This is a genomic window from Rhizobium sp. 05L419, from assembly GCF_056397845.1.
The window spans coordinates 53,514-75,940 of the sequence record NZ_JBFTOF010000023.1; the positions used below are offsets into that span (position 1 = coordinate 53,514).

Annotated in this window: 19 protein-coding genes and 1 pseudogene; 14 read left to right on the forward strand and 6 right to left on the reverse strand. The window is 56.3% G+C overall.

Annotation, left to right across the window (positions count from 1 at the left end; translation table 11 throughout):
* Positions 1-331: 331 nt before the first annotated feature.
* A complete protein-coding gene (locus AC1DMK_RS23775) occupies positions 332-3,307 on the forward strand; it encodes a Tn3 family transposase (RefSeq protein WP_477862519.1) in 2,976 nt (991 codons plus the stop codon).
* Between the two features lie 19 nt (positions 3,308-3,326).
* On the opposite strand, the gene AC1DMK_RS23780 is transcribed toward AC1DMK_RS23775, so the two are convergent.
* Entirely contained in the window at positions 3,327-4,790 is a 1,464-nt protein-coding gene (locus tag AC1DMK_RS23780; RefSeq protein WP_477862521.1) for a transposase, read from the reverse strand.
* A gap of 174 nt (positions 4,791-4,964) precedes the next feature.
* Between AC1DMK_RS23780 and AC1DMK_RS23785 the strand changes: the two are divergent.
* Positions 4,965-5,996: pseudogene (locus AC1DMK_RS23785) on the forward strand (RHE_PE00001 family protein); the annotation flags it as partial.
* A gap of 84 nt (positions 5,997-6,080) precedes the next feature.
* Here AC1DMK_RS23785 and AC1DMK_RS23790 read toward each other — a convergent pair.
* The 3 genes from AC1DMK_RS23790 to AC1DMK_RS23800 all read right to left on the reverse strand — a co-directional run bounded on the left by AC1DMK_RS23790 (position 6,081) and on the right by AC1DMK_RS23800 (position 8,983).
* Complete coding sequence (locus tag AC1DMK_RS23790; protein ID WP_477862523.1) at positions 6,081-7,088, reverse strand: acetamidase/formamidase family protein; 1,008 nt, start codon at positions 7,086-7,088, stop codon at positions 6,081-6,083.
* Positions 7,089-7,231: 143 nt separating this feature from the next.
* Positions 7,232-7,825: an SLOG cluster 4 domain-containing protein gene (locus AC1DMK_RS23795; RefSeq protein ID WP_477862525.1), complete on the reverse strand. Its 594-nt coding sequence runs from the start codon at positions 7,823-7,825 to the stop codon at positions 7,232-7,234.
* Positions 7,826-8,071: 246 nt separating this feature from the next.
* Positions 8,072-8,983 carry a LysR family transcriptional regulator gene (locus AC1DMK_RS23800; RefSeq protein ID WP_477862527.1) on the reverse strand — a complete coding sequence of 304 codons (912 nt, stop codon included), beginning with the start codon at positions 8,981-8,983 and terminating at the stop codon, positions 8,072-8,074.
* Positions 8,984-9,121: 138 nt separating this feature from the next.
* Between AC1DMK_RS23800 and AC1DMK_RS23805 the strand changes: the two genes are divergently transcribed.
* From AC1DMK_RS23805 to AC1DMK_RS23825, 5 genes are all read left to right on the forward strand, one after another.
* The gene (locus AC1DMK_RS23805) at positions 9,122-9,811 is read left to right on the forward strand and encodes a phosphoribosyltransferase family protein (protein ID WP_477862529.1); all 690 of its coding nucleotides are present in this window, start codon (positions 9,122-9,124) and stop codon (positions 9,809-9,811) included.
* A 143-nt stretch (positions 9,812-9,954) separates the two neighbouring features.
* Positions 9,955-10,527 (forward strand): aminotriazole resistance protein, encoded by a 573-nt coding sequence (locus AC1DMK_RS23810; RefSeq protein ID WP_477862531.1) that lies wholly within the window; start codon positions 9,955-9,957, stop codon positions 10,525-10,527.
* 19 nt (positions 10,528-10,546) lie between these two features.
* Complete coding sequence (locus AC1DMK_RS23815) at positions 10,547-12,070, forward strand: ABC transporter ATP-binding protein (RefSeq protein WP_477862533.1); 1,524 nt, start codon at positions 10,547-10,549, stop codon at positions 12,068-12,070.
* Positions 12,067-12,738, forward strand: a complete 672-nt coding sequence (locus AC1DMK_RS23820) for an energy-coupling factor transporter transmembrane component T family protein (RefSeq protein WP_477862535.1) — start codon at positions 12,067-12,069, stop codon at positions 12,736-12,738. The genes AC1DMK_RS23815 and AC1DMK_RS23820 overlap by 4 nt, the downstream gene beginning before the upstream one ends.
* On the forward strand, positions 12,738-13,370 hold the full coding sequence (locus AC1DMK_RS23825; RefSeq protein WP_477862537.1) for a phosphoribosyltransferase family protein: 633 nt from the start codon (positions 12,738-12,740) through the stop codon (positions 13,368-13,370). Before AC1DMK_RS23820 ends, AC1DMK_RS23825 begins: the two co-directional genes overlap by 1 nt.
* 102 nt (positions 13,371-13,472) lie before the next feature.
* Here the strand turns inward: AC1DMK_RS23825 and AC1DMK_RS23830 are convergent, their stop codons facing one another.
* Both AC1DMK_RS23830 and AC1DMK_RS23835 read right to left on the reverse strand, forming a co-directional pair.
* Positions 13,473-14,303 carry an alpha/beta hydrolase gene (locus tag AC1DMK_RS23830; RefSeq protein WP_477862539.1) on the reverse strand — a complete coding sequence of 277 codons (831 nt, stop codon included), beginning with the start codon at positions 14,301-14,303 and terminating at the stop codon, positions 13,473-13,475.
* A 234-nt stretch (positions 14,304-14,537) separates the two neighbouring features.
* Complete coding sequence (locus AC1DMK_RS23835) at positions 14,538-15,191, reverse strand: IMP cyclohydrolase (protein WP_477862541.1); 654 nt, start codon at positions 15,189-15,191, stop codon at positions 14,538-14,540.
* Between the two features lie 449 nt (positions 15,192-15,640).
* Between AC1DMK_RS23835 and AC1DMK_RS23840 the strand changes: the two genes are divergently transcribed.
* From AC1DMK_RS23840 to AC1DMK_RS23870, 7 genes are all read left to right on the forward strand, one after another.
* A complete protein-coding gene (locus AC1DMK_RS23840) occupies positions 15,641-16,813 on the forward strand; it encodes an ATP-grasp domain-containing protein (protein ID WP_477862542.1) in 1,173 nt (390 codons plus the stop codon).
* Between the two features lie 66 nt (positions 16,814-16,879).
* Positions 16,880-18,115 carry an aminotransferase-like domain-containing protein gene (locus AC1DMK_RS23845; RefSeq protein WP_477862544.1) on the forward strand — a complete coding sequence of 412 codons (1,236 nt, stop codon included), beginning with the start codon at positions 16,880-16,882 and terminating at the stop codon, positions 18,113-18,115.
* Positions 18,112-19,098 carry an N-acetyl-D-Glu racemase DgcA gene (gene dgcA, locus AC1DMK_RS23850; RefSeq protein ID WP_477862546.1) on the forward strand — a complete coding sequence of 329 codons (987 nt, stop codon included), beginning with the start codon at positions 18,112-18,114 and terminating at the stop codon, positions 19,096-19,098. Before AC1DMK_RS23845 ends, dgcA begins: the two co-directional genes overlap by 4 nt.
* A 205-nt stretch (positions 19,099-19,303) precedes the next feature.
* The gene (locus AC1DMK_RS23855; RefSeq protein ID WP_477862548.1) at positions 19,304-20,497 is read left to right on the forward strand and encodes an MFS transporter; all 1,194 of its coding nucleotides are present in this window, start codon (positions 19,304-19,306) and stop codon (positions 20,495-20,497) included.
* Entirely contained in the window at positions 20,497-21,192 is a 696-nt protein-coding gene (locus AC1DMK_RS23860; RefSeq protein ID WP_477862549.1) for a hypothetical protein, read from the forward strand. The genes AC1DMK_RS23855 and AC1DMK_RS23860 overlap by 1 nt, the downstream gene beginning before the upstream one ends.
* An 11-nt stretch (positions 21,193-21,203) precedes the next feature.
* Positions 21,204-21,869, forward strand: coding sequence for a dTMP kinase (gene tmk, locus AC1DMK_RS23865; RefSeq protein ID WP_477862551.1), 666 nt, complete (start codon positions 21,204-21,206; stop codon positions 21,867-21,869).
* The gene (locus AC1DMK_RS23870; RefSeq protein WP_477862553.1) at positions 21,862-22,419 is read left to right on the forward strand and encodes an orotate phosphoribosyltransferase; all 558 of its coding nucleotides are present in this window, start codon (positions 21,862-21,864) and stop codon (positions 22,417-22,419) included. The genes tmk and AC1DMK_RS23870 overlap by 8 nt, the downstream gene beginning before the upstream one ends.
* Positions 22,420-22,427: the final 8 nt, after the last annotated feature.

Sequence of the window (22,427 nt, forward strand, 5' to 3'; positions counted from 1 at the left end):
CAAGTTGGAGCAACTCCTGAGAACCGACATCGCCTCTCGCCTCCGCAAGCCAGCTTCGCGGCCGAAATCAATACGTGCTGGCATCGAAGAGCTTCGATCGCGGATCCAGGGTGACCTTCGAGCTAAACCTGAGCGCTCGGGCGAGTAGGGGTCAGAACAAGAGCAGTTCGAAATCGTACGCTAAGGCCGAACGAAACAGAAACCATGCCGTAGATCGGATGCGCAACATCCGATCTCTGTGGATTGCTATCGACATGCGCCAATTTTGATTTCTCTGTCCGGCCCGACTCGACAACGCTCGACGCAGATTGGTCATGAATGGAGTCGGGCGATGGCAAAGCGCAAGCTTCTCAAAGATCAAGATCGACGGAAGCTTGTCGACATACCAGTCGACGAGGACAGCCTAATCCGACACTATTCATTGTCATTGGCGGATCGCCTGGAGATCGAACTGCGAAGACGTGCGCATAACCGGCTCGGCTTTGCCATCCAGCTATGTCTGATGCGGTACCCAGGTCGAGTATTGGGGGCAGAAGAAACTCCGCCTCGCGCCATGCTGAAGTTTGTTGCTGATCAGATCGGCATCGCCCCAGAAGCATTTGTCCTCTATGCACGCCGTGAAGAGACCCGTCGCGATCACACAGGGCGCCTAATGGCATATCTGGATACAAGAAGCGCCGCGGTGCAAGATCGCCGAGCCGCGCTGTTGGCCGCAATCCAGACGGCGACGACATCCGACGACGGTGCTGCGATAGCCGGTTCGATTGTCGCAACGTTTCGCGAACGTGGAGCTCTTCTGCCGGCGATCGACACAATCGAACGGATCGGCCTTGCCGGCCGTGCCATAGCCCGGCGCCGGGCAGAAAGAATTCTGATTGAAGACATCCCACTCGAAAGGCTTCAATCACTGGATCGGCTGTTAGAGGTTGACCTGTCGATCGGCCAGACGCGCTTGCATTGGCTGCGCTCGGCGCCAGAAGCGCCGGCTGCGTCGAACCTCGTCGGGCTGACCGAGCGGATAGCTTTTCTGCGGCGGCTGGAGATCGATCCGGAACTGCAGGCGCGCGTATCATCCGGACGGTGGGACCAGATGATCCGGGAGGGCAACGCAACGCCGGCCTGGCTTGCCAACGACTTCAACGCCAGCCGCCGCCACGCTCTGATTGTGGCTCAAGTCATCAAGCTTTGCCAGAAGCTCACGGACGACGCGGTGACGATGTTCATCAAGCTGATGGGCAAGTTGTTCTCGCAAGCCAACAATCGAAAGAAGCAGCGACAGATGGACTGCAGAGCGAATACCGCCAAAGCGCTGCGCATGTTTCTAGATACGATCACCGCACTGCAATCCGCCAACGACTATGGTCGGAACGCATTGGATGTTCTCGACCAAAGGGTCGGCTGGAACCGGCTGCTTCGGATGAAGCCTGAGCTTGAGTCGATGGTCGACGACAACGAGGCGCCGCCGTTGACCGTGGCAGCCGAACAATACGCAACCGTCCACAAATACATTGGTGCATTCCTTCAGGCCTTCACGTTTCGCTCGGCGCATCGCCACGACCCGCTTCTGGCGGCAATTGCGCTGCTGAAACGGCTTTATGCCGAGAAGCGGCGGACACTCCCGGATCGCGTGCCGCTCACCCACCTCAGCCAAGCTGATCGGCGGCTCATCTTCGAACAGGGGAAACCTGATCGCCGTCTCTACGAGATCGCCACGCTCGCGGCTTTGCGAGACCGGCTTAGATCTGCGGACATTTGGGTCGAGGGCAGCCGATCTTTCCGGCCGATTGACGAGCATCTGATGCCGCGGTCGACATTCATCACGATGAAGGAAGACGATCGTCTCGGTTTGGGGGTCCAGTGCGACGGCGCGCAGTGGCTTGCCGAAGCGCGTCAGATGCTCGAGTTCAACCTGCAGCGTCTGGCGCACAGAGCACGATCCGGAAAGCTCGAAGGAGTTCGTCTTGAGGCCGGAACATTGATCGTCACACCAACCGTCGGCGAAGTCCCCGTGGCAGCAGAGGAACTGAATGCCGAGATCAGCGACATGTATCCGTTGGTCGAGGTTCCCGACTTGTTAAGGGAAGTGCATGAATGGACCGGCTTTGCGGATCACTTCACGCATGTTCGCACCGGCGACGTCCCGAAAAATGTCTCTGCCATGCTCGCTGGCGTACTGGCCGATGCGACGAACCTCGGCCCGAAGAGAATGGCGAGCGCATCCAAGGGGATCAGCGCTCACCAGATTGGGTGGATGCGCACATTTCACGCTCGATCGGAGACTTACCGAGCGGCGCAAGCGTGCATCACCGATGCCCACACCGAGCATCCCCACTCCCGCCTTTGGGGCAATGGCACAACGTCATCGTCCGATGGCCAATTCTTCCGTGCGAGCGACCGAGCTGCAAAGCGTGGCGAAATCAACTTGCATTACGGCAGCGAGCCCGGATCGAAATTCTATAGCCATCTGTCAGATCAATACGGCTACTTCAGCATTTTGCCCATCAGTCCGACCGAGAGCGAGGCGGCCTATGTGCTCGATGGGCTCTTTGATCAGGACACGGTCCTCGACATCCATGAACACTTTACCGACACAGGGGGTGCCAGTGATCATATCTTCGGGCTGTTCGCCTTGATCGGAAAGCGGTTCTCACCGCGACTGCGCAATCTTAAAGACCGGAAGTTCCACACGTTCGAAAAGAGCGATGCATATCCGGCGCTGTCGAACCACATCGGGGCGCCGATCAATGCCAGTCTAATCCTCGATCATTGGGACGATCTGCTCCATCTCGCCGCGTCGATCACGACGCGGTCCGTGGTGCCGTCTACGATCCTCAAGAAACTATCCGCATCCTCGAAGCAAAGCCATCTCGCGAGGGCGCTCCGCGAACTCGGTCGTATCGAAAGGTCGCTGTTCATGATCGAATGGTACTCAAGTCCGGCACTACGGCGGAGATGCCAAGCCGGTCTCAACAAGGGCGAGGCCGCCCATAAGCTGAAGCGCGCTGTGTTCTTCCACGAGCGGGGCGAGATCCGCGACCGGTCGTTCGAGAGCCAAGCGTTCCGCGCCTCTGGTCTCAACCTCGTCGTCAGTGCGATCGTCTACTGGAATACGGTCTATCTTGATCGCGCGGTCACACAGCTGAGACGAGTAGGACGAGACATTCCCGATACTCTGTTGAAGCACATCTCGCCGCTCAGTTGGGAGCATATCAACCTTACCGGCATCTACACTTGGGATGCCGAACATCAGATGCCGAACGGATTTCGATCGCTTCGTCTGCCAGCCGGGCCGAGGCGGGCCGCATAAGTTCTCATTCCGTTCGCCCTTAACGTACGATTTCGCACTCCTCTTGTTCCGACCCCACTATGGCTGCGATCTCACGGCGGAACGCTACCTTCTCGACGTTTGAGCGTTGATTGATTGTACGCCGACGGTCGCGTTCTGCCTCATGTTCCCACAGCGTCAAGGGCATCAGCTGGCCGTCGCGTCGCTGGACCGGCCGAAACTGACGGGTTTCCGGGTCGCGGACGTAGACATGACTGATGTCGCGGGGATCGTATCGCACCTCGAGCTTTTCGAGCCGGTCACGCTCGGGAACGAGGATGCCCAGCCACGGCGAATAATAGTGCATGGCGAACATGCTGATCCCTTGCGGCGACAGTCGTCTTTCCGTCCCCGGCAGAAACGACAGCAGCACGCGCTGCGCATCGTCGCCAAAGTCGCGCAGTTCACTGCTGCTGCGTTGCCATTCGGTCAGCGGCACCTTCAGGGTCTTGGAATTTTCCTGAAGATTGTGATCGATGACCGCGAGCGCGATGCAGCGCTCCAGATTGGCAAAGCTCAGGCAAGCACGCCGCTCGGACGGATATTCGTCGCGGTGGGCGACCGAACGCCCCGACGAACCAGGATAGGTAACGAGAACCGCGTTGAGTTTACCCAGCAGCCGCTCAACGACCCCGCCTTGATGAACGCGGCCGCGATCACGATAGCGGATCCGGATCCCGTAGTCGTCACAGCCGCGCTGGAAGGCGTTTCCCTTGAACTCCATCGCCGAGTCCGTGACCAGCAGCCGCGGCCGACCGAACATCGGCCAGGCATGATTGAGATTGCGGGCGGCAAGCCAGGCATCTTTCGGGCAGATGGCGTGGGCGAGACAAAGCGCGACGGATAGAACCGACGGCTTTTCCAAGGTGAGGCAGAAGCCGAGAATGGATCGTGTCGCCACGTCGGTGATAATCGTCAAATACGGGCGGCCGACGAACACACCGGCGCCATCGACCACCTCCACGAAATTGATATCGGTCGGCGTATGGTCGATCTGGCAAACGGCGAGCGGATACGGCGCGTGGATATAGCCGGGCCGCGGCTTCAGCCGCAGCAAGTGCTTTGGATTGGCCGATCGCTTCTTCGCGATCTCTTCAGGCGAAAACAACACCGGGATGCGTCGAGCGACCGTCACATAAGACGGCACGGCAACACCAGCTTCCTCGCACCGTGCGCGGATCTCGTCGACCACCGGAGCAAGTGCGGTCGGCTCGAGCGTCAGCCACTTCTCGCGAAGCGTGGCCGCGATGATCTCCTCCACCTGTTCCGGCAGCCGCTTGCGCCGACTGACGGCCGCGCGAGGAAGCAAGGCGGTCACCGTCCGATCGGTGCGATAACGCGCAAGGAGATTGTAGATTTGTCGTGTGGTCAGCCGCAGTTCAGCCGCCGCGCGTTTGATGGCAGCCTGTCTCGGATCGCCGCTATCGAGGATCTTGTCCAATTCGCGGGCGACGCGACGCGCCATCGACCACTGCTCGTCTGAAATTGGGCGCGTCGTGGGCGCGATTTGATCCTGAGATCGCTTCTGCAAGGTGGTTCAATTGAAATCGTTAGCGGAAAATTGACCTGGATTTACCGTCTAAACCTAACGTTCGTATGACAATTTCCGATTTGAAATGAGAAGGTAAAAGCCACAGAAGCTTTGGCGCGTCTGGATGAGCGCATTGCCCGCTCGCCGATCCGCGAAGGCTTTCTCGAGCGACAGAATTTTGCCGATGCCATCGCGTCGCTGTGGGTCGATGGAGAACTCGTCCATCTTGAGGATATCGTCCTGCACGACGCCCGCCTCGATATTCGCACGCCGACCCACGAACTGACCATCGCCCATTCGATCCTGCGGGCCCGGCGACAGATTTTTGCACATTCACCGGAGTGGGCACTCAGCGCCGCAGGGATTGCCCGGCTACGGGGGAGGGGGGTAGGCGACGACCCGAATTCGGTGCGGCATGGCGTGACGCGCCCAGTCGGGGCAGATGACGGTGGTCTGGCGCTGGACGATGACTCGCACGGCGACGACTTCGCCGAGATTGACGCGGTGCTGGCGCGCAGCACCGCAGTTCTCAACGGATCGGCCATCCCCCGGTCGGCCGATGCCCGCGATCCGTTGGTCTATGACGCTGACTGGGACGAAGACGAGCGATTGGAACAGTGGCGTGTAGGGCTTAACGAAACCGACGGCCTCTCACCGGTGTTGCGCGGTGCAATTCTGCTCGATGCCTGGAGCGCGATCGAAGTGCTACAGCACCGCACCGAGCTTGGCCGCCAGATGGTCGCCTCACTCCTGCGCCGCGACGGCACGACGCCGTCCCACCTGCCGGCGCTCAATGTCGGGCTGCGCAGCGTCCGACGTGAACAGCGGCATTCCAGAAGTCGAATGACGCGGCTGCTGGCGCTCCTCGAAGCATTCGCGGCGGCGGCGGAACTGGGGATGAAGGAGCATGACCGCATCCTGCTCGCCCGCCAGCAGCTGGAGCGTCAGGCATCCGCCAAACGGACCAATTCGAACCTGCCACGGCTCGTCGACCTTGTCGTGGCGCGGCCCGTTGTGTCTGCCAACCTGATCGCCAAGGAGCTTGGCGTCACGCCGCAAGGTGCGCGTCACCTGGCGGCGCAACTTCCGCTGCGGGAGATGACGGGCAGGGGGCGGTTCCGGGCATGGGGAATCATTTAACCTCGTGTTTTCGCGATTCTTGAGCGTGCCGAACCAGAGCTAGAAAAACCTCCCCCAGTTGAGCCTGCATCGTTGCGCGGGCGTCTATCTGCTTTTGCCCTTCGCTTTCTCAGTAAACTCGCACTTTGCGCTACCACCTTTGACTTCATGGATTTCCATTGGAAGTAGCGATTTTGGCAAAACGCAGTGAACACCCTTATAGACATTGACCGTCTGGGTGATCCTCAAGTCAGCACCGATCGAGCAAAGTGTGTAAGCGTCTTCCCGGGAAAGCGATGAACGCTCTACAATTATGGTAATCATGTCCCGCAAAGCTTGCTCTACGGCACGGTCCAGATCAGGATCGAAGCCCATGGTGATCCAGCAATGTAGATTTTCGGCACGCGGCGCCGATAGCTTCATATCCTTTCTGAGATAGAATTCGAAGCGTCCGGTTAGAGCCATCTCAATAGCCGTCAAGCAGACTTCTCCATCTCCTTGAGCCCCGTGCCCGTCGCCCACCGAAAAGAGTGCGCCCGGCACTTGAATGGGGAAATATGTGGTGGTTCCAGCTCCAAGCTCCTTGTTGTCCATGTTGCCGCCGAAGGCACGGGGCTCGATGGATGACAGCGGCCCACAGGCGGGCGCCGGGGCAACGCCGAAATTTCCGAAAAACGGTCGCAACGGAATTTCCTGCCCCCATGGCATGATAGCAACGCGCCGCTCCTTCATGATTGGAATGTGGATTCGGCGTAGTTGGCCGAAGTCTTCAGGAAGTGTGCCTAAACCGGGTCGCTGGAGGTTCCAGCCCCAGTCGCTTCGCAAGTCAATATCGACAAGACGGACTTCGAGCACATCACCAGGCGCAGCGTCCTCGATGTAGATCGGCCCCGTGAGTAGGTGTGGTCCGGGGCCTCGGGGTGCATTCGCCAAGACGGCATCATGGAACGGTATCGGACTATAGCGCCCGAAGGGCGGCAGATCCTCAGGCTCTCCCGAAAGTGTTTCGATAACGACGCTGTCACCAGAGCGAATGTGCAGCACGGGTTCAAAACTCGCATCCCATTGACCCCAGCGTACATTGCCCGGTATTGCCGCCAGATAATGTTTCATAGATATCCCGATCTCGTTATCTGGAATGATTCCATCCTGCGCAATGGTCTCCAGCCGGACGGATATCGCCCGTGTCCAATTTCTTCCCGTGCGCTTTTTGTGCCTCTTTTGAAGCCGAGCCAGCGTTAAGCAAAGAGGTGGATTCATGCTCGGGCGGTCACCAGTCTGCCGTTTGAGTGAAGGATTTCGACAAAACGTTTTTCCAGTGATCCGAGAGAACTGAAGAACTCCATATCAACATCAGCAAGGATTTCTGGCGGCACGGACGTCATCGTGTTGGCAAGAGCAAGAATCTTCGGACCCTTGACCCATTTGGTCCAGGCGATCTCGGCGATGGTTCCGCATGAGAGGCCAACGCACACAAGAAGATCAGACAATTCGCAGATTAGCGCGTGTTGATGGTGCCAGGTGAAATCACTGAGAACTTCGTCGCATACCAGTGCGTTGTCGAAGCAGTTTGGGGTCGCAACCGCGTCGGATGGGCCACCGTTTGGTACAAGCCCGATGATCCATTTGCCGCCAGCGTCGCGATAGCCGTTCAGTCCCGCTAACGCAACACCTCTGTCGGGAACCAAAGCAATGGTTGCTCCATGGTCTGCGACAAGCTTTCCGGTCCGATAGGCATGATCTTCGTAGATTTGTTCTGGGATACCACTAAAATTTGACATCTTTGCTAAATTTGTGGGGCCGATAAGACCAACGACCGGTGCGGTCGGACGACCTGCTTTTTGACTCATGAAAAAATATCCTGAACGAGCGATAGAGTTTATCGACGGTTGATCGATCCATGAGGTGAGATCGCTTGATCATTTACAAGCGCAAAAAAAGTCGCGGGTTGTTCGCTTTTTTTCAACGCCTCGACAGGGAGCTCTTTTCCGTTATTTGGGCGCGAAGCGTTATACCCGCGAAAAGGCTTCCGAGAGTTCGTGCTCTGCGTCTGGAGGATGGATAGCTTCTCCAGCGGGCCGCACCTACGCCAGGATTCAGTCTCCTGCGTCCTTGAAGGAGTTTTCCAGGTAACCGCGCGCCAGAATTGACGTCATCGACAGGCTTCTTCTAGGATCCGCGATTAAAGAAAGCGTGAGCGGCGGCAACCCCCGATCATCAAACTTAGGATACCAAAGTCCGTCGCCACGAGAAACGGGCATGCTGCGGGCACAAGCGGTGACACCGAGGCCGCAATTCTCCCGAGCCATCGCCGTCATGAGTTGAAGATTGTTGCTGATCAGGACGGGTTGATGCTGCACCCGGACCCGTGCGGCGGCAATATCGACTGCATCTCGCAAGTGGATACTGGCGTCCGGTATGATGATCGGATGGCGAAAGAAATCTTCAACAGAGATCGTTTCCGGCGCACTTTCACCAAGTATGGAAGGCATGACCGCGCGCAAATCAAAGTGCGCCGAACAGTTTACGATGACACCTGGGAGGGGAGGCGGACTAAATGTCAGCCCAAAATCGGCTACGCCATCTATGACAAGCTGCCGTACACGCTCGGAATCAGCGACCGTTACGGCAATGCGAATTCGGGGATGATCCTTCATAAAGCGCGCGAGCGCGCCCGGCAGGAAATCGGCAACAGCTTCCGGACATGTGGCGATCTTGACCTCACCACGCCTCAGCCCTTTTAGCTCCTCGATTTGAAATTTTACGCGGGAGAAATCCTTCTGCCATTCCCTGAACGTCTGAATTAGTATTTCGCCCGCCGACGTCAGCCGCATTCCACGAGGTAGACGTTCGAACAGGGGAACACCGAGCTCCTCTTCCGCATGTATCAATTGCTTGTCTATCGCAGATGCGGAGACATTTAGCTTTTCAGCAGCCTTCCTGACGGAACCGAGTTTGGCGATTTCGTCGGCGTAAAGCGCAAAACGGGAAAAGAGAAGCCGGCTCATTGAACCAACGCGCGTTGAAAAAAAGAGGACACAATGTGATAATCTTGATGTTGTACAATGAGGCTAAGGCGGTGTCTACTCTCAGTTGAGACATGAAATGATCGCAAGTGTCGGTCCCACCATATTGGAATGCTTCGGATGTACCTAGAAACGTCGGAAACCTTCGAGACGGAAATTGCCGGCGAAGTCTTCGGCTTGCCAGTCGTACAGTTAAACGACAGGCGCGCAATTGCGCTGTTGATGGTCATTGATATGGGAGTAAGGTTCGGCGACTTAGTTGGTCAAGCGATAGCAGAGCGTAGCGCGCCGCTAAGGCCGGATATTGTCGTCGGAAACGCAACACTGGGAATTCCTTTGGCAATAGAGGTTTCACGGCGGCTCGACATCGATCAATACGTCGTCCTGCAGAAGTCGCCGAAATTTCACCTCTCTGACGCGATGATCGAGAGCGTGCGCTCGATCACCAGCGTGGGCTCACAACATCTGTTGCTGGACCGCCGTTCTATAACACTGCTCCAAGGCCGGCGCGTATTGGTTGTCGATGACGTCGTTGCGACAGGATCCAGCATGGCGGCCGCCATCCGCCTCGTGCGGCGCGCGGGTGCCGAAGTCGTTGGTTTAGGCGCTATCTTGACCGAGGGCCATGCCTGGAGGGAAACGCTGGGAGCCGACGCCGACCTGCTCGTCAGCCTTGGCCATATTCCGCAATTTGACATCATTGACGGGGTGGCAATTCCCGACCCATCCACAGAAAGGGATGCCAGAACCGACCATCAGTTCAATTCGGATCGCACCGGTAAGAGCGGACGCAAACCGTCTGCGGCCTGATATCCAGCGCGATGACGATCGCCGCGCCTTTCTCAAAAAACATACCCAGGGAGACTACCGAGGAGTTTCACTCGTCAACGGTTCACGGGAGCGCGCAATCGCGTTTTGCGTCATTTCCGGGCATTTTAAGGGGAACGACTACAATGCAGCCGACGAAAATTTTGCAAACCGATAGAGATACGCTTTTTCCTCTCGTCCTTTCGATAGCCGCAGCAGCGGCGACAGGAGTCCTTTGGGCTTACGCAAATCCCATCCAGCTCGTCCCCGGCGTTATCCAGTGGCGGATATTTGCGTTCCTTCCGCCTTTGGTCGGTATCCTGCTTGGATGGCGAAGTGGTTTGATTTGTGGCTATCTCGGCACGGTCATCTGGTCGTTGCTGGCGGGGACCTTTATCCCGGCCCATTCGCTTTTCGTCGATGGGATCATGGTCGGTTTGACGGGTATGATACCAGGCCTCCTGTTCGATCCAGCAAGGACGATCTTTGATCGGACGGGCCTCTTCAAGATTGCAGTTGTCTGCCTATTAACTGGAGCCGTGATGGTAGCCGCGGTTTCAGCAAGTCTGTCCTATCTCGGCATCTTCCCTTTCTGGTGGGGCTTTGGCTACATCGGCCTGTCGGACATCGTACCGATGGTTATAGGCACTCCTCTGCTGATTGTTCCAGCGACTAAAATTCTTAAGAGCGCGCACTCGGCCGGCTTCACGCGTTTCTGATCCACTGAGGGACGATGGCGTGCTTGAGATCACTGATCTGACCCTTGGATTCGGCGGAGCGCAGCCGGTCATTGACAAGGCTTGCCTCACTTTGTGTGAAGGGCAAAGACTTCTAATCTGCGGCGAGGCTGGCAGCGGCAAGACCTCACTGCTGGCCGCAGCTGCAGGATTGATTCCACGGTTGTTATCGGTTCCGTCACTCGCAGGCGACATCGTCCTCAATGGCCGCGCCATATCGTCCCTGAGCAAAGCGGAACTGTTTTCCACCGTCAGTTTCGTGTCTCAGAACACGGAGGATCAGCTCTGGGATGTCAGCGTCGAAGACGCAATTGTTTTTGCGTTGGAGAATCGCGCGATCGAAAAGCAAATCATACGTCGCCGTCTTGGCGACTTGATCGACGAGTTCGAGCTTCGGTCTTTGCGCGGACGCCAGGTCCTGACACTTTCAGGCGGTGAGAGGCGCAGGGTCGCGATGGCGGCAGCGATTGCTTCCTATCCCGACTTCCTCGTCCTCGATGAGCCGACGACTGGCCTTGATCCGGCCAGTCGTTTGCGCCTGCGGTCTGTCCTGCAAAACCGGTCCAGTGACGTTCCAACGCAACTTATCTCAGAGCAGGATCCGGTCGCGCTCGCCCCCTTGGTAACAGGAATTGCGCTGTTGGGAAATGGAAAGCTCTCCCCACCAGTTGCACCCGAACTCCTGATGAGCAACGATCAGGCGTGGGTTCACGCCGGCATTCTGCCTCCCTTACGCCGACGCAAGGTGTGTGCGGTGGAAAATCCCGGCAGGGAGTTGTTGTCGCTTTCGGGATTAACGTCCCGCCTGAGCCGCGAGCATGGCGAACCCGTTCTCAACAGGGTCAACTTCCAAGTGCGTGCCGGAGAGGCGCTGGCTTTGGTTGGTCGTAACGGCGCCGGCAAGACGACACTCTTTAAAACGATCCTCGGACTTTCAACGAGGCAAAGCGGATCCGTCTTTATCGGAGGAGAGAACGCGGATGCCTGGACAGTCGCCGAGCGCGCCAGAAGGGTCAGTTATGTTCCCCAAAGCGTGCGTCACATCCTGTTCAAGATGAGCGTGTTGGACGAAGTGCTGTTTTCAATGACTGCGGGACACAAGGCGTCTGAAACGTCGACCCTTACCCAGCGAGCCAGAGAGGTTCTCGAACGTTACGAACTGAACCATCTGGCGGAGGTTAATCCCTTTGCGCTCTCGGCACGTCAGCAGACACTGCTGGGGCTGGCGTGCGCCGACGCGGCTGGCGGGCTCGTCACCATCATCGATGAACCTTTGCTTGCCAGAGATGTGAAGGGAAGGCGGATGCTCGAGCGGTTCTTGTCGTCGATGTGTTCTTCTGGCCGTGCGGTGATGCTGATCTCTCACGATCTCGAGATGGTCGATGACCTAGCCACGCGCCTGTTGATCCTTGATGACGGCTCGATCGCATTCGATGGCAAGCCGGAAGACGGATGGGTTAGCAAAGCCTTCACCTCGCTCGGCTGGGAGCCTCCCCGTCACAGACAAGAATGGACGGCAATATGACGCGGCTTTATGAACTGAATTTCTTCATAAAACTGGGCCTGGCGTTTTTGGTAATGACCGCCGCATGGGCGGCGCCCAATTGGAAATTTGGCGTGCCGCTGGCGCTCTTATGCCTATCGCTTCTCTGGGTTATGCGTATCCCCGAAGTTGGGGGTTTCAGCAAGGGCGCAGTGCTTCTCAGCTGCATGGTGATGGTCAGCTGGATTGTGAACCTTGCCATCCAAGGTGTTTCGGGCGGTCCCGCTCTTTCGATTGCCGCTGCCATGGCAGCCAAACTCGTCACGACGACGTCGGCGTTCTTCTTTGTCATGGAGACAACTTCACCGGGAGCGATCCTTGCTGCCGCGAGTGCTATCAGACTTCCGCCCATCGCAACGCTCGTCCTGTCATTGACCTTCGGTATCATACCAATGTTGCGCGACGACTTTAAAAGGATCGCCGACGCTCAGCGATGCCGGGGTATGGAAATRGATGACGTGAGTCTGCCCACCAAAATCAGATTTGCACTCGCAAGAGGCATTCCACTGCTTGTCCAGGCAGTTCGCCTTGCCCACACTATATCCTTTTCTCTGACCCTCTATTCGTTCGACCTTAAGCGCAAAAGGACCACCTGGCGCGAAGTAGGTGTCATGGTTGAATCCCGTCTAAGCTTTAAGGAAACGGATTAATGACCGCTGACAACAAGAGCCCACGAACCGACCAGGACTGGTCCGTGGATGTATCAGGGTACCATGTCGATCTGCCTATCGTTGCGGTTGGCCCGGATTTTGCAATTGCGCTGATGATGATAATCGACATGGGCGTCAAGTTCGGCGAACATGTGGGGCGAAAGCTGGCTGCCAAGCTCGCGCCCACACGGCCGGATATCGTCGTGGGAGCGGCTACACTCGGCATTCCGATCGCCATGGAGGTTACGCGTGCTCTCGATCTTGACCAGTACGTTATCCTGCAAAAATCTCCAAAAATTCACTTGGTCGACGCCATGAGGCAACGCGTGTCGTCCATCACGTCCAAAGGCGAGCAGCAATTGCTGCTCGACAGAGCGGCGGTCCCATTGTTGCAAGGCAAGCGTGTCGTCGTTGTCGACGACGTCGTGGCCTCTGGATCCAGTCTAAGAGGAAGCATTGAGCTCGTACGCAGCGCTGGCGGCCAGGTTGTGGGAGTTGGCGTAGCCCTGACGGAAGCTCGGGAATGGCAGGAGAAGCTTGCAGAGGACTGCTCCCTCATCCAAAGCTTGGCGCATATCCCCCAGTTTTCGAAAAACGCCGATTGCCGCTGGGAGCCCATACCCGGCACCTGACCCCAGTCCTGTCAACGATCCTGGAGGCGAGCGAAAGGCTGACGCGGCAATCGCAGTCCTCAGGCCGTGTGGGTTTGTCGTTAAAGTTCGGTTGCGGACGAGTTAGGTGATGGTCAACGCGCATCTCGTCAAGGGATGCATCGGATCGGACAGACCTTCCATTATGTCGAAGTGATGTCGGTCTGGCTCAATCACGCAGGAGGTCTCGGCGCCGAGACCCCTCCATATGTTTGCGAGCAAAGCGCTTTGCCGTTGAAACTCCGATCGCTCCGACGACCCTACCCAACACGTCACTCGAGCGCCGGGTTTGGGCAATTGTAAGGCGGGACTGAGGCGGTTGGCTTCCTCTGGGTCGAGCCGCAATTTCGTGTTCATGGTTGTTCGCATCAACGGCCGAAGATCGTGCAGGCCAGACAGCGAAACCACGTTCAAAATCCTGCTGAGAGTCGCCGCAGACAGGGGTGACGCTCCCCCAACCATACTTGTCGCCAAATGACCTCCGGCAGAATGTCCGACCAGAACGATGGGACCATCGACGCGCGCGGCAACGGCTTCGATCATGGCGGCAATCTCATCGACAATACCCGTAAGTCGAATTGCCGGGCAGAGCGTGTAAGATGGTATTGCGACGGCAAAACGATGGCCAAGTGGCCCCTGGGCGAGATGGGACCAAAATCCCTTCTCCAAGCGGAGCCAATAGCCACCGTGAATGTAAATCACCAGACCCGCTGGACTGCGTGGCAAAAAGAGATCAAATCGATTTCGTTCTGCCGGTCCGTAGGGGCGATCAATCTCGCTTGTGACTTCGTCGGAAGATCGTCTTCGGAACTCAGTCGCACGTTCATGCCAAGCATTTGGCCAGCGACTGCTCTGCGGTATGTGGGCGCCATTTTCATAGGCGTCGTCCCAATCCGAGATGCGGAAGAAAGCCATTGTCGTGCTCACCTTTCATGAGAGAAAACCGTTCTAAAAAGGCGTTACTGGTGAGAATTCTTCCTCAAGGCGGCTTCACCTTCTCGAGTTACTGAATTCTCATCAGCCGATAAGGCCATTGGCGCACCATGGCCTCACTTTTACAATCATGAAAATCCGTCCGGTGTGGCCGCTTTTTTTCAACATTCGTCCCCAACGTCGGTGCTGCGTCACGGAAGTCGCCACATCAACCGCTTAGCTCGCGATCGCGTTCCCCGCATCGAGAGTCGCGACATCGATGGTTGTGCCCGACGCAACCCAGGACGTCGCGCAAATCGGCCTGTCAAAACCTCCGAAAACTGATCCGGAGATCATGTGCTCGCACGTTTCCTGCGCGTCGTCTGCACGGAACAGAGAATCGATCTGCCCTATTTCCGGCATCGGAAACTCATAGGTCGTGACATAGGCAATATGTCCATTTGCGATATGGAGGGGCATGACTGCCAATCCAGTTGCGGTTATGCTGCCAAGCCACATCCTGTCTCCACCAACATCAACAACTCCGCAAATTCGGGGTGTGTCGTGTTGGTCGAATTCCCGGTCAAGACCGGCAAGCACGGCAACCAGCGCATCTCGCGCCGTATTTCCGGCTTTGAGTCTCTCAAAAATTGGCCTTGTATGGGTGCCATTGCTGACGACTGCGAAGCGCTCGTTCCAGAGGAGGCACTCATAGGCAATATAGGGACTATCCGAGGCCGCATCCGCACTGCCGGCCCGGGGAACAATCCGGACCGAATTGCCGGCTTGTTCAGCGCTTCTATTGGGAAACGATCTGCTCGACACTCGATAAGCCGCTGTTAATCTCCCTTCCGGCGTTCGTCCCACACCAACGATCCTTCCGACATACATCTGGCTGTTCTCCATTGTTCGCGCGGGAAAATACCGCTTGTGACACGGGAATTATTAACCGCAAAGCGGTTGCCCGGTCTAGTCACCAGACCCAATGCCGGCTGTGACACAATCAGATCACAACGGCAGACGTTACCGCGGCGACAAATCCTCAGACCACACGCAAGCGCGATATATATCCCATCTTTCAGATAGCTAGGATCTTATCTCGCGCCTGTTTTGGTCGTCTAGCGCTAAGCGTTGAAAAAAATGATACGGCCCGAGCGAATCTTGATGTTTGTGCAAGTCGCGCGAGACGTTCTCTATAGACACACGCGGCGTCAAGAAAACGATTTAATTGATGTTTCTCGACCTCAGTGCGGCGATGTCTTGGCTCCTGCCCAAGCTCATCACCGTGCGCAGTCAATTCGACCGACAACCAAGCGCATCATAAAACATACGGGGATACCGTGAGCACAATCGTTATTTTACATCGCATTCCCTCTGATCGAATCCGATATGAGAATGCGATTGACCATGGGTCGAACCGGGTTGTGTATGTCGGCCATTTTCAGAATGAGGCGAAGCATCCACACCAGGCACATAAAATCGCGGCCGACCTCTCCTCTTTAAACCCGCACAATCTTCCTGCCGAAGTCCACGAGGTTTTGCTGCAATGCGACCTTCTGATTGCCCGCGGAGAGCGCGATCTGCTGCTCGCGGCAAAGCTTCGGGAGATTTATAACATCCCTGGTGACACCGTTATTGATGTGCTTCCCATCAGAGACAAGCTCCTGATGCGTCAGTTCGCAAGGAACCATTCGATACTTCAACCTGAGTTCTGGCCTCTGACAAAGTTTCGCGACGTATCGATGGAACATAGCCAGATGGGAACGGTCGTCTTGAAACCTCGCCTGGACGCGGCCAGCAATGGCGTCGTGGTTGGCAGCGCGATGGAAATAATGGAGATGTCACAAGATCTCGACGCGGAGGACTGGATCATTGAATCCTTCGTGGCCGGTGACATCTACCATCTGGATGGATTTCTGGAAGACGGAGAACTGCGCGCTTTTCAAGCCTCAAAATACATCAATACATGCTTGAGCTTCGCGTCCGGCACCCCGCTGGGATCCGTGCAAGTTGCCAATGCCGCATGGATGTTCGAGGCGGCCACAAAAATCGCTGCAGCGCTGCGATATCGCAATGGCAGCTTCCACCTCGAGATGATCCTTACGGAAAAGGAAGAGCCTCACTTCCTGGAGTTCGCAGGGCGTGTCGCCGGTGCCTTTATCGCCGAGGCGTTTGAACAGAAGACCGGTATCAACCTTTATCAACGTGATCTTATTATGCTGCTAGGCCATCATACCGACTGGACGCACTATCAGCCTAATGCAAGCATGTACGGATGGTTCTTGTATCCTTATGGCTCGCGTACCAATTCTAGGCGGGTAGAGGCTCTCTTCAAGAAAAGTCTCGTGCTGCTCAACGCTAACGCCAATCCAATCAAGCCTGAAGTTCCATCCTATCTCGATATACATTCCCCTCTGTGTGGAATTGTTGTTGGTGATCCCTCCTGCGAGGACATTCTCATGCAAATCATCAGCGTTGCAAACGAGCCGGAAGATCTGCGTAGCGCAGGCTAATACGTTTCCAATTTGAGATGAACTAACGCGTCGTAAAGCGCGCGGGAAGGGAGCTTTGGAGGACGCATGATCGATTGGAACGGCAAATATGCAACACGAGCGGCATTCATCAATGCATCCGAGATCCGCGACCTTTTCAAGCTTCTGGAAGAAGATGACATTCTATCCTTCGCAGGCGGGTTTCCCGATCCGAAGCTTCTGCCAGGGGACGATTTTCGCGAAGCGTATAATGCTATCCTGCAGGATGGGAACGCGGGCCTTCAATACTCGCTCAGTGAAGGTTTTCCGCCGCTGCGGAACTGGATTGCCGAGCATATGAAGTCGCTTGGCGTGCAGTGCACTATCGATAACATACTCATCACGTCGGGGTCACAGCAGGCACTGGATTTCTTGGCAAAGCTGTTTCTGAGTCCCGGCGACACGGTACTTGTCACACGCCCGACCTACCTCGGAGCTTTGCAGGTCTTCAACAGCTTTCAAGCCCGTTATGCAGAAATTTCCTTGGATCCAGACGACCCAGTCCAGTCGCGGCCGTCGCAAGCAAAACTGGCGTATGTGATCCCGGAATCCTCCAATCCGACAGGCCATAGCCTTACCGAACGAGAAAGGTTGAAGGCCCTCCAGGTCGCCAGTGCATTCGACGTGCCGATCATAGAGGATGCTGCCTATGAAGCACTTCGCTACGACGGCGATAAAATCCCCCCGATTCTAGCGACGGAAGCGGCGCTGAACGGAGGCATTGACCAATGCCGTACCATCTACTGCGGAACATTTTCGAAAACGCTTTCGCCAGGAATAAGAATAGGCTGGATAGCTGCGTCGCAGCCGCTGATAGAAAAGCTTGTGCTATTGAAGCAGGCAGCGGACCTAAACAGTTCGGCCCTAAATCAGATGGTTCTGCACCGTGTTTGCAGCAAGATCTATGATGGGCATCTCAATCGCATAAAGAGCGAATATAGGAAGCGTCGAGATAACGTCCTGGAGTCCCTGGCGCGGTACATGCCGGAGGAGGTCACGTGGACAACACCTCAAGGCGGCATGTTCATTTGGGTCACGCTTGCGCCCGGGTTCGATTGCAAGCGCCTTCTGGCCGAGGCAATCACTTCCGAGAGAGTAGCTTTTGTGCCTGGGCAGCCGTTTCATGTCGGTGGCGACGGTGCAAATACCCTGCGACTGAGTTTTACTTTGGCAACTGAAGAGCTCGCCGATGAAGGTATCAGGCGGCTCGCTGGTCTTGTGCGACAAACTCGTCCGTCGGGACTGCACTCTCCCTTCGGTTCCATGGCGAGGGACGCCGTATGAAAATGTCTGTCGATGTTTTCGAAGAGATTTTTCCAGTCGCAGGCAGCTTCACAATTTCCAGGGGGTCAAGGACGGCTGCACATGTCGTCACACTAGAGCTGTGCCGAGGTGGATTTGTTGGCAGAGCAGAGTGCGTACCTTACGCTCGTTACGACGAGACAGCCGTCAGTGTGATCGATACGGTCAAACGAACGGTTGAACGGTTCGATGGCTCAATTACCAGGGAAAAGCTGCTGCTTTCCCTGCCCGCCGGTGCGGCTCGCAATGCTCTCGACTGCGCTCTGTGGGAGCTGGAAGCCAAAGAATGCGGGCTTTCGGTGTGGCAATTGGCAGGCCTCGATGCCCCGAAACCGGTCACAACTGCGTTTACGATTTCCTTGGGCACCCCTCGTGAAATGGAAGGAGCCGCGCGCGCGAATGCCAGCCGGCCGCTCCTCAAGATAAAGCTCGGTAAACCAGACGATCTGGAGCGCGTGCGAGCAGTCAGGAGCGGTGCTCCCGAGGCCAAGTTAATCGTAGATGCCAACGAGGGCTGGAGTGTCGAGGATTACCTTTCGATATCTCCCGCATTATTCGATCTCAACGTCGTCATGGTCGAGCAACCTCTTCCCGCCAGCAACGATGACGCGCTTTTGGGTATTCCCCGCCTTGTCCCGGTATGCGCCGACGAAAGCTGTCGTGATCTGGCTTCCTTACGGGCTCTCGATGGTAAATATGACGCTGTCAATATTAAGCTCGATAAAGCCGGTGGCCTTACCGAGGCGCTCGCTCTGGCCGACGCGGCATCCGCATCCGGCTATACGATCATGGTCGGTTGCATGCTTGGCACCTCGCTCGGCATGGCCCCTGCCCAGTTATTGGCGCAAAAGGCCGGATTCACAGATCTGGATGCCCCCCTTTTGCTGGCTCGCGATCGCCTCAACGGCATTCGATATGAAGGTTCTGTCATGTATCAAGCATCACGCGCCCTGTGGGGCGGGTAGGATATAAATAAACGTGTTTATCTCTAGGTATAAGTTTCCGCCAAACAATTTTGTTTCGGCGTGTTATTGTCATTTATACTATATTACACACGTAAGTAATTGGTCTTTCTATAATTTTTCGCTTTTTTATTTGACGTGACTTGCCGTTAAGTTGTAGAAACATCTCACGGCTGTCATGAAAGCTTCACACAACAAGGCGTGACGGATGCAATACCGACCCTTTCATCTCTACTTTGCGGCAGCAGCTGGCGCTTTTTCCCGAGGCGTTTTCACCGTGACAACGGCCTGGACGGCCCTGACCCTGACCAACGATATCGCCTCCGTTGGACGGGTTTTGATGATCTGGAGCGTTTTAGCCCTATTCATTGGGCCCTTCGTTGGCGTCTTCGTTGATCGCCACGATCGCCGCCTTTGCGTGCTCATCGGGCAAGCTGTCTGTACACTCGCGCTTGCATTGCCGTTGCTGCCCGTCGGTCTGAGCTATTCTCTTATCGTGGCTGTCTCGCTAATTTGGGCAATAGGACAATTGCTTATTGTTGGTCCCTTCGACGCGCTCCTCCAGGGGTCCGTCGCGCCTGAGCTGCGGCGGCAGATAGGGGCGCGTATGGGAAGCGCTCGTCAAATCGCGATGGTTGCGGGTGGCGGCCTGGCCGGTTTTATCGTTCACTATTTCGGGGCGATCGGTGGCTATTTTATCGCAGCGTCGAGCGCCGCACTGATGTGGGCCGCGGTGTTTGCCCTGCGGAGCGTTACGGTTGAAAAGCGCGGTGCGACCGTGTCGGGTTACGTTGCCCATCTCAAAGAAGGTCTGGATTATCTCGCCAACTATCCTGCTCTGCTTGGCACCGCAGCAATTGGCGCTCTGGCTTTCTCGGCGGGGCAAATGACAAACGCGTTGCTGCCCGCCTTCATACGAAATGACATCGGAGCCGGCAGCGACCTTTACGGGGTCGCCGATGCCGCATGGTCAGCAGGCGCAGTCGCCGGCAGTGCGCTGGTAATCTACCTCCTGAAGACCAGAAAACTGGCGCTTCTGGACGGACAAAGCCTTCTTGCCCTTGGCATCCTCATGGGCTCACTGTTTTTCATCAAGCTTCCAACGCCGGTAATCGCCATACAAGTTCTCGCTGGCGGGGCCGCTAATATAGCGAAAGCGATTTCGGACGGGAATATTTTACATCGATGCGCAGAAGACAAGATCGGACGCGTTCGTAGTCTGGTCCAAGCCTTAACAGGTCTCATGGGCATTGTGATTTATCTCTCTCCCAGCGTCCTTCGCAACTACTCCGCCGGGCAAATTTATTTGGTCTGGGGAATTGTCCTGGCAATTGTCGGCGCGGTTTTGTCGCTTGCCATCATCCGATCGAAACAATCGCATGCACAACCGGAGGAAAGATAGTGGATACGCTCACCAACGACGCAAAGCAGAAGATCATCGATTGGGAAAGCTTCATCGATTTTCTCGACAAGCAGGTTGACTGGGAAGACCCCTCGATGGCGCCTTATCGCGCAGTGGAACAAGCCTTGCTGGCGATCGCTTCTCACCCCGAGGCCCTGGAGAAGCGTACGCGCCAAATCGTTGAGGACAAGACCTTGTTCGATGCCTACGCGCCGCACATGAATTATCCCCGGATCCTCATGGACAAGTTCATGCTTTACATGGATCCCGCCGACCGTTTTCGGGTACGCCTGCACCGCTTCAAGACAAAGCGCCAAAACGGAACTGCAATCGAGAAGGTGCACAGTCACAAGTGGCCGATGTCGACGATCATTTTACGCGGCACCTATGAGGAACGCGTCTTTAACGTGGACGCTGTCGATGAAGAAGCCAAAACGGCGAAACTCACAGTGAAGATGTCACACAATCTGAGCACCGGGGCGGTGAATTCCCTTCCGGCCTACGTCCCACATCAGGTTTTCAACCACAGCGATGACGAGCCAGTCTTCACGCTTTTCGTTCGTGGTCCCTCGCTTGGCCCCGCGGCCTCCATCTTCGATGTTGAGAAGGGCACGTACTACCAGACGTTTGACCCCAATCAGCAGCTCAAGGAAGGGCTGCTGGCGATTGGGCGCCTGGACGCAGATTTCCATTGAGGTCCACCGATATGAGCACATCAGGATTTCTCGATTTTCGCCTAGAGAACCGTGCTGACAAGGGAATGCTTGTCGCCTTTTGCGGTCTCGATGGCAGCGGCAAGACGACCATGATTGATCGGTTGGCAAGAACGAGAGGAGCCAATGCGCTGGTCATACAGCAGCCAACTGAGCTTGTCCGGTCGCYGCAATTGTTCAGGCGATTTCACGACAATCCTGACAAACCGAGGGTCGATTATCGCAGCCTCGTCTTATTTACCGTTGGCGATCGAATGCTTCAGACTGATGAAGTGATCCGCCCTGCACTAGGTGCGGGCCGGTCCGTGATTTCCGATCGATATATCTTCTGCACATTGGCGAACATGATCGCAAGGGGCTACAGCTCCGATCGCTGGATTCATGAGATCATTGCTCATATCCCGCAGCCCGATCTAACCGTCTTCATGGATGTGCCGGTTCCCATCGCGGAAGCTAGAATCCGGGCTCGCCCAGAGGAGCGTGATCTGCATCTTGATCTCGATCTGATGGAGAAAGTACGCAAGGCCTATACGGCAATCTGCTCTGCGGGGTTCATGCGCCGTATCGACAGCGCAGCGTGCTCGGCTGATGAATGCTTCGAGCAAATCGAAACGCTGATCGCACAGATTGAAGCGCCGCGGAGCGTCCACCATGGGTGATATTCCGGGCCTTACGACTGTCCAAGCTGGCATCCTTCATCAGGCAGCACGTTCTTCGATCGTGCCCGGTCCTGTTCAGGTGACGTCGGGAAGGGTCGTGAGCTCGTATGTGAGCGGGCACCTGCTGACAGCCGACGCCACTTCATTGGCGCTGATCGGCAAGGCCGTTGCTGCCCACGCGAGCGAACTCCAAGTCGAGGCTATTGCCGGGGAGGAGACGGGAGGCATTCCAATCGTTTATGCCGCCGCCTGGGTCTCTGCCGAGGGGTCTCGGACCACGCCATTTTTCTTTCGCAAGAATCCGAAACCGCCGTTCGGGCTGACCAATATTCCTATCGCGAAGGCGTTTCGGATCTTGCTTGTGGATGACGTTGCCGGTCTCGGATTTGCCTTCGAAAGAATGATCAGGGCAGCTCGGCAGATCGGGTGCCATCCTGTCGCAGCTCTCGCGCTGATCGACAGGGAGGATGGAGCGGCAGAGCGCCTCAAAGGGTATGGCGTGCCATTACTCAGTCTCTTCCGGTATCGCGAACTCACTGAACTCTCATGAAGGGGATA